Here is a 7,253-nt window from a genome sequence, read left to right as displayed (position 1 = left end):
GTATATAGCAGTTTGCAGCTGAAAATTATATTCAAGTGTAGAGTAGGTTAGACACAGGCGATCGGTGAGCGGAAAAAACCGATCGTTAAAGAACTGTGCCTTAACCCATCGATCGCATTCATCTGTAATAAAAGCGAAAATTTTTTACCATAAACCCCAAACAGCCTAAAAATATTGTAAGGTGCCGGAACGCACCCTACTCCCCACTACAAACTAAATAGTGCGAAACTCTGTGGCTGAATTGTCAATTTCTCCTCCCCTGCAAATAGTTCTGGTAAAGTGGAGCCAGTACCCATCCACTTTTCATCGGCAGAATCTAGAACCTTGTGCCAATTACCGCTGTTAGCAGCAGCTTTAAAACTAACTTCTTTATCGTTGAAATTCAGCACATAAAATACCTGACTTTTATCACTCCAACGACAAACTTGCACCAGTTTATCTGTTTCATTGCACGACACCTCTAAATTTTGCTTGTCTAGCTTTTTCAGAGGGGGAAGCGTGCGGCGCAACTGAATTAAATACTGATAAAGTTCTAAGAGAACTTTGTGCTTCCCTTCTTGGCGTTTTTGCCATTTCAGTTTGGACTTAAAGAAAGTCAAGTAACTGAAGGGGTCTTGAAACTCTCCTTCCAGGTGAAAATCTTTAAATTCCTCCTTTCTGCCGTTTCTGACCGCTTCAACTAGCACTTGGTCTGTGTGACTGATGAAGTAGAGGAAAGGCGCTTCTTCACCATACTCTTCCCCCATAAAAAGTAGGGGAATATTAGGTGAAAGCAAGAGAGTGCCAGCAGCTAATTTGAGAGCTTCAAAAGAAACCAGCTTCGACAATCTTTCACCGAGCATTCGATTGCCTACTTGGTCGTGATTTTGGATGCAAACGACAAATTGGTGGCCGGGAAAATCTCTAGCATCGCTGCCATGATATCGCCGTCGGAACGGGGAAAATTTCCAGGAATAAACAAAAGTTTCCTTGATGGCTGTTGCCAGATATTCGCACTTATCGAAATCTTTGTAATAGCCAATATTCTCACCCGTTAGCAATGTGTGTAGGGTGTGATGGAAATCGTCGCTCCACTGAGCGTGAATGCCATGACCGCCTAAAGAGCGATCGCGTATCACCCGCACATCATTTAAATCGCTTTCCGCAATTAAATAAAGTTTCTTACCCAGCTGCTCGGCAAGTGCATCCACCCTTTCCGAAAGTTCGTAGAGAATGTGTTTGGCACCCAAGTCGTAAATCGCATGGACTGCATCCAAACGTAGGGCATCAATGTGATAATCTTCAAACCAATACAGCGCATTTTCGATAAAGAAATTACGCACACCTTCGCTGCGAGCATCATCAAAATTAATCGCATTGCCCCAAGGCGTTTTGTAGGTGGCTGTATAGAAAGGGCCAAAGTTACCGATGTAGTTTCCTTCTGGGCCAAAATGGTTATAAACGACATCGAGAATTACCGCTATACCCTGCTGGTGACAGGCATTCACGAGTTCCTTTAATGCTTCTGGGCCACCGTAGGAATTCTGCACCGCATAGAGATAGGCACCATCATAGCCCCAGTTGCGATTGCCTGGAAATTGCGCGATCGGCATAATTTCGATCGCATTCACTCCCAGTTCGTGCAGTTCCTTGAGTCGGGGAATAATGGCATCAAAAGTCCCTGCGGGAGTAAACGTACCGACGTGCAATTCGTAGATAATCATTTCTTCCAGGGGAACGCCAGACCACTCGCGATCGTTCCACTGCATCGTGTTGCGATCGACTACCTGAGAAGGGCCATGTACGCTCTCCGGTTGAAAGTGCGATGCTGGATCTGGTCTTTCTAGAGAACCTTCCAGCTTATAAAAATAGAGCGTTCCCGGCTCGACATCTTCAGCTGTTACTTTCCAGTATCCGCGATCGTCTTGTACCATTGGAATAAGGCGATCTTCTGGTGAAATAATTTGTACGGCTACCTCTTGAAGATAAGGTGCCCAAACGGTAAATTCGCAACGACCCTTACCCAGATAATTCGAGCCAATTTTCATCCTCAATGCCGCTTGCTCTTGTGTCATAGTAAATTTTTAGAATTCTCGTTTCAAATTTATCGGCAAACAATCAGATCCCAGCCCAGAAAACTTTCTTGCCGATTTTCCCGAATAAACAGATAGTTAACCTCTTTCTTTAGGTATAATTCCGAAAGCATATCCTTCGGAGCGCTGCCAAACCCCCACCTACAATAGACATCTCCCAAAATTATTGTGGGGTAGGCATCCTGCCCTTTAAGATTCTTTTCTGGAGATGTCTAATTAAATACCTTTAACAAAAGCCTCTAATGAACAATTCAAAATCCTACATTCTCGCCCTCGATCTCGGCACCACCGGAAATAGAGCGATTATCTTTGATAAAGAAGGTAAAATTGTCAATTCGGCATATAAAGAATTGACTCAATATTATCCGGAACCGGGTTGGCTAGAACACGACCCCAGAGAAATTTGGCAAGATACCTGTTGGGCGATGCAAACTGCTTTGCAGAAGGCGGGAATAGCTGCAACAGAAGTAGCGGCCATAGGACTAACGGTACAGCGAGAAACTTGTTTGTTGTGGGATAAAACGACAGGGCGACCGTTGTATAATGCCATAGTTTGGCAAGATAGACGGACTGCACCGATGTGCGATCGTCTCAAGCAGCAAGGTCATGCTGAAGATATCTATCAGCGCACAGGATTAATTTTAGATGCTTACTTTTCTGCCACTAAGTTAGCTTGGTTACTTGAATATATTCAACGGGAATATCCACCCATCGATTTGAATCATATTTTAGCAGGCACGATTGATGCTTGGATATTGTGGAATCTCACAGGCGGACAAGTTCACGCCACCGATGATAGCAATGCCAGCCGCACTTTGTTGATGAATTTGACAACGAGAAAGTGGGATGATAAACTATTAGAAATATTTGGAATTCCCCCTCATTTGTTGCCGAAAATTCAGCCGAGTTTGGGATTATTCGGTTACACTCAACCGGAAATATTAGGAGTTTCGATTCCGATAACTGCTATTTTGGGAGATCAACAGGCGTCGTTGTTCGCTCACGGATGCGATCGGCCCGGTTTATTGAAATGCACATACGGCACAGGTTGCTTTCTAGTTGCCCATACAGGGGATAAGATAGCGCGATCGCACAATCAACTCCTCTCCACAATAGCTTGGACACAAACAAATAAAGCCGGTTATGCCATTGAAGGAAGTATCTTCACCACAGGTGCTTGCATACAATGGTTGCGGGATGGCATTAAACTAATTACTGCCGCTAGCGATACAGAAATGATGGCGCAACGGGTAACCGATCACAACGGCGTTTACTTTGTACCAGCTTTAAGCGGATTGGGTGCGCCCCACTGGGATATGACTGCGAGGGGAGCATTTTTCGGCATTACCGCCGGAGTGCAGCGAGAACATATGGTGAGGGCGGTATTAGAAGCGATCGCATTTCAAGTCAAAGAAGTCGTAGAAGCAATTAACCAAGACAGCGATACCAATATAAATATGTTAAAAGTAGACGGGGGCGCTTGTCAAAATAACTTTTTAATGCAATTGCAAGCCGATGTATTAGGCATACCAGTAGAACGTCCCGTTATTCTCGATGCTTCCGCACAAGGAGCCGCCTTTGCTGCCGGTTTGGCAATTGGTTTCTGGCCAGATTATACAACACTAACCGCCAGTCGAGAAGTCGATCGAATTTTTCACCCTGATGAAGGAGCCACCCAAGCACAAGCGAACTACAAAAAGTGGCAAAAAGCAGTAGAAAGAGCCAAACACTGGACAGAGTAACGAGTAGTTTTCCCCCACTCTCCCACTCTCCCACTCCCCCACTCCCCCACTCCTCTGCTATTACGATCGCGAACTAACGTTCTCACTTCTCGACGCAGGCACTTTCGAGGTGGTAGACTCCTGATAGTATGCTCGTGCGTGGTGGAAGTAACTGTCCGGTTCGTTTTCGATAATCACGCCATTGACTACTAAACCGAGAATATTCTGACCCGATTGCACCAAAAAACTCTTAGCAGCAGCAGCGCTCACAGCATCCAAAACACCCGGACGAACTACGACTAAAACACCATCGCTCAATTTACCCAAACTGAGAGCGTCCGGCACAAGTACCAGGGGAGGCGTATCGATAATTACGAAATTATAATCCGTGGAAAAATCCGCAATTAAAGAAGTCATCCGCTGAGAATCCAGAAGTGCCAAGGGATTGGGAGGTATGACTCCAGATGGCAGCACATCGAGGTTATCCATCACCGATTTTACAGCCATTTTCACATCAGCTTGACCGACAATTACATCGCTCAATCCCGCCACATTAGTTAAATCCCAAATGTGATGTTGGATGGGATGATGCAGATCCCCATCGATCAACAACACCCGGCGTCCCAATTGCGCCATTGCTGTCGCCAAATTAGCCGAAACTGTGGATTTCCCTTCTTTGGAAACAGAACTTGTGACTACAATAACTTTCAAAGGGCGATCGGGACTGAGAAACTTCAGGTTAGCCTGAAGCATTCGGTAAGTTTCGCTGATAATGGAATGAGGAGAGTCTTGAACCGGAAGTGGCGGTACGATCGGATCGTGTTTGCCAAAGCGAAACCGCATTTTCTTCTTAAAAGAAGGAATCATTCCCAGCACGGTATATTTGAATATTTCCCGCACCTCTTTCGCAGTTTTCAGCGATGGATCTGCCAAATCGAAAAGGAAAGCAGTAACTACATAAAGCATTGCGCCTGCCACAATTCCCGCAGCTATAATTAATTTTCTCTTATCATCAGCAGGCATTCCAGGAATGCTAGCGTATTCAATCACGCGAGCATTACCGACATTTTGATTTTCCGCAATTTGTACTTCTTGGTAATTCTTTAACAGAATCTGATAGCTAGCTTGAGCCGCTTCTACTTGCCGTTCTAGATCCTTTTCCCCCTGTTGCAATTTGGGTATAACACTAGCTCGTTGTTGGTAAGCAGTTCTGGCGCGACTGAGGCTAGTTACTTGATTGAGCAAACCCAAACGTTCCGCTTCTGTAGTGACAAGATCTTCAGTCAGTTTTTGTTTAACATCGCCTAATTGTAAATTCCCGTTGGATACTGGTACGTCTTTGCCTAGAGTTTCTCCTACCCGTTGCTGTAGCAGAGCTTTGAGGGAATTTCTCTTATCAACCAAATCAATTATCAGAGGGTGCGTTTCCTGAAAGCGAGTGCGCTCCAGAGTCAGCTGAGCTTCCACTTTTTGGAGTTCTTCTAATGTCTGCTGAACTCCCGTAGACTGACTCGCAGAGCTGAGATTTACAGCTTGCTGAGAAGTCAAATTAATCTTTTTCTGAATTTCCGAAGCTCGCGCCGTTGCATCTGCAAGCTGAGCCTGAGCTGTGGTAAGTTGTCTGTCTATACCGGTGATAGCGTCCACAGCCATAATAGCTTCTTGTTGCAAAGCCACAATGTTGTTTTGTTCTCTATATTTGCGTAAAGCTGCTTCTGCTTGACGAACGGTAGCGAGAACTTTCGGTAACTCCTTGGCAATAAACTCCCTCGCCGCCGCCGCCTCAGCTCGGTTTGTGAGTATATTCATCTCTACGTAGGCATTCATCAGTTGGTTAACTGCATCTGCGGCTTGCTTGGGATCTCTGCTTTTATAGGTAACCTGCAAAACATCAGTTCCCTTAATTGGTTTCACACCCACCCCTACTAAAAAGGCTGCTGGCGGTATAAATTTACCTTGTGCATCTTTGAGGTTGAGCGACTCGATCGTCTTTTGGATAATTGGCATCGAAAGAAGTACCTGGGCTTCTGTGTCCACAGGTGTATTCATCATGTTTAGAGTATCCAATTGTCCGATTTTTTCTCCCGCCTCGGTTACTAGGGAAGAAGTCGTATTTTTCTTTTTAAATAAAAGCCTTCCTGCGGCTTCGTAATTAGGCTTTTTAATCAAAGCAGCTGCGGTAGCGAGTGTAACAACAAGCACAAATACCAGCCCTGATGGCAACCAGCGGCGTCTGAGGATAAGCCAGTATTTTTTAAGATCTATGTCTTCGGTGTATTGTCTAGATTCCATAAAAGTGCGATCGAGAGAGAACGTTGGGAAATTTTTGGTAAGGACAGATAGCACGGTCGCCGTAGGATTCTGGGATTCTTGTGGCTGTAAGCTTTTTGGCTCAGCCTAGATGAGTTGATTTGTGCGTAGCGAGCGATCGTATTCCTAGAGAAAAACTACTTTAACTGCATTGGTAATGCTTTTATTGTATATGTCCGAACTGAATACAGTACAATAGACATCTTCAAAAATTATTGTGGGGTAGGCATTCTGCCTGCCCTTTGAGATTCTTTTGGAGGAGATGTCTAATCCAGTCAATCTAAAATTTAGTCGATCGATCGTGGGTTCGCTCCGCCTATCTCCTTTGTTGGCACACATAAGAAGCAACCTCAGCAACCTCATATAGGCTACAGTGCAAGCTTCGCTTCCCCCTCACCCAGAGTGGGTAGAATCGATTGCGCGTACCTGGTGACGTGCCCTATATTGTGTTATCGTGGTGCGGAATAATTCCACTCCTGACTGACGGCTGTCCGGCCTATAGCTCAGACTAACGACTGAAAAAACAAGAAATAATGTAAAAACTTGTTAAGTAGCGGCGATCGCATAGCCATAAAAACTCAAGATTAACCCAAAAGTTGTTTACCATCAGCTAAAGTTGTGAATCCCGTACTGGAAAAGAGATTGGCAATTTTCGCCTTGCTAGTTTTCACAGGAGTATTAAGCATAGCAAGCTATTACAATGGCTCCGATTCGGGAGAATCTTCAGTTTCTTCCCCGTTCGACAAAATATTTTCAGTCGTAAGGTATCTCACTTACGGAGCCACTATTTGCCTACTTCTAGCACGCTTAAAAACTGTTATCCGTCCGGCTTTAAGAGACCCATTTATGTGGGGTTTGATGATAATTGTTGTCAGCTCTTTTATGTGGTCTGATTTTCCAGACATATCCCAAAAACAAGGTAGATTAATGTTGCTGACCACCTTGTTTGGGTTGTACTTGGCTTCCCGTTTTAGCGTCAAAGAGCTAGTCCGCATATTTGCCGTCGCCGTCGGTATTGCCGCCGTATTTAGTTTATTGTATTCCCTAGCATTTCGGGGAGCCGCAGTAGAAACCGGATTTAATGCGGGATGCTGGCGGGGGCCTTTTTTGCAGAAAAATATTTTTGCTCGCTTTCTGGTTGCATACGGTC

At 44.9% G+C, this 7,253-nt stretch carries 3 protein-coding genes and 1 pseudogene; 2 read left to right on the top strand and 2 right to left on the bottom strand.

Features of this window, described 5'->3' with window-relative positions:
* Positions 1 to 206: 206 nt before the first annotated feature.
* Positions 207 to 2,027 (bottom strand): malto-oligosyltrehalose trehalohydrolase, encoded by a 1,821-nt coding sequence (gene treZ, locus H6S82_RS12355; protein WP_190468237.1) that lies wholly within the window; start codon positions 2,025 to 2,027, stop codon positions 207 to 209.
* Between the two features lie 287 nt (positions 2,028 to 2,314).
* On the opposite strand from treZ, the gene glpK reads away from it, so the two are divergent.
* On the top strand, positions 2,315 to 3,814 hold the full coding sequence (gene glpK / locus H6S82_RS12350; protein WP_190468172.1) for a glycerol kinase GlpK: 1,500 nt from the start codon (positions 2,315 to 2,317) through the stop codon (positions 3,812 to 3,814).
* 60 nt (positions 3,815 to 3,874) lie between these two features.
* Here the strand turns inward: glpK and H6S82_RS12345 are convergent, their stop codons facing one another.
* Positions 3,875 to 6,085, bottom strand: a complete 2,211-nt coding sequence (locus H6S82_RS12345; protein ID WP_190468169.1) for a polysaccharide biosynthesis tyrosine autokinase — start codon at positions 6,083 to 6,085, stop codon at positions 3,875 to 3,877.
* Positions 6,086 to 6,721: 636 nt separating this feature from the next.
* Here H6S82_RS12345 and H6S82_RS12340 point away from each other — a divergent pair.
* Positions 6,722 to 7,253: pseudogene (locus H6S82_RS12340) on the top strand (hypothetical protein); the annotation flags it as partial.

The organism is Planktothrix sp. FACHB-1355, assembly GCF_014748295.1.
GTDB classification, from domain to species: Bacteria; Cyanobacteriota; Cyanobacteriia; order Cyanobacteriales; family Aerosakkonemataceae; genus Aerosakkonema; species Aerosakkonema funiforme_A.
The sequence above is the reverse complement of the archived record's forward strand: the minus strand, read 5'-3'. Positions and strand labels throughout refer to the sequence as shown.

Coding starts and splice junctions, on each gene's coding strand:
- treZ (WP_190468237.1), bottom strand. CDS start 2,027: ATGAAAATTGGCTCGAATTATCTGGGTAAGGGTCGTTGCGAATTTACC.
- glpK (WP_190468172.1), top strand. CDS start 2,315: ATGAACAATTCAAAATCCTACATTCTCGCCCTCGATCTCGGCACCACC.
- H6S82_RS12345 (WP_190468169.1), bottom strand. CDS start 6,085: ATGGAATCTAGACAATACACCGAAGACATAGATCTTAAAAAATACTGG.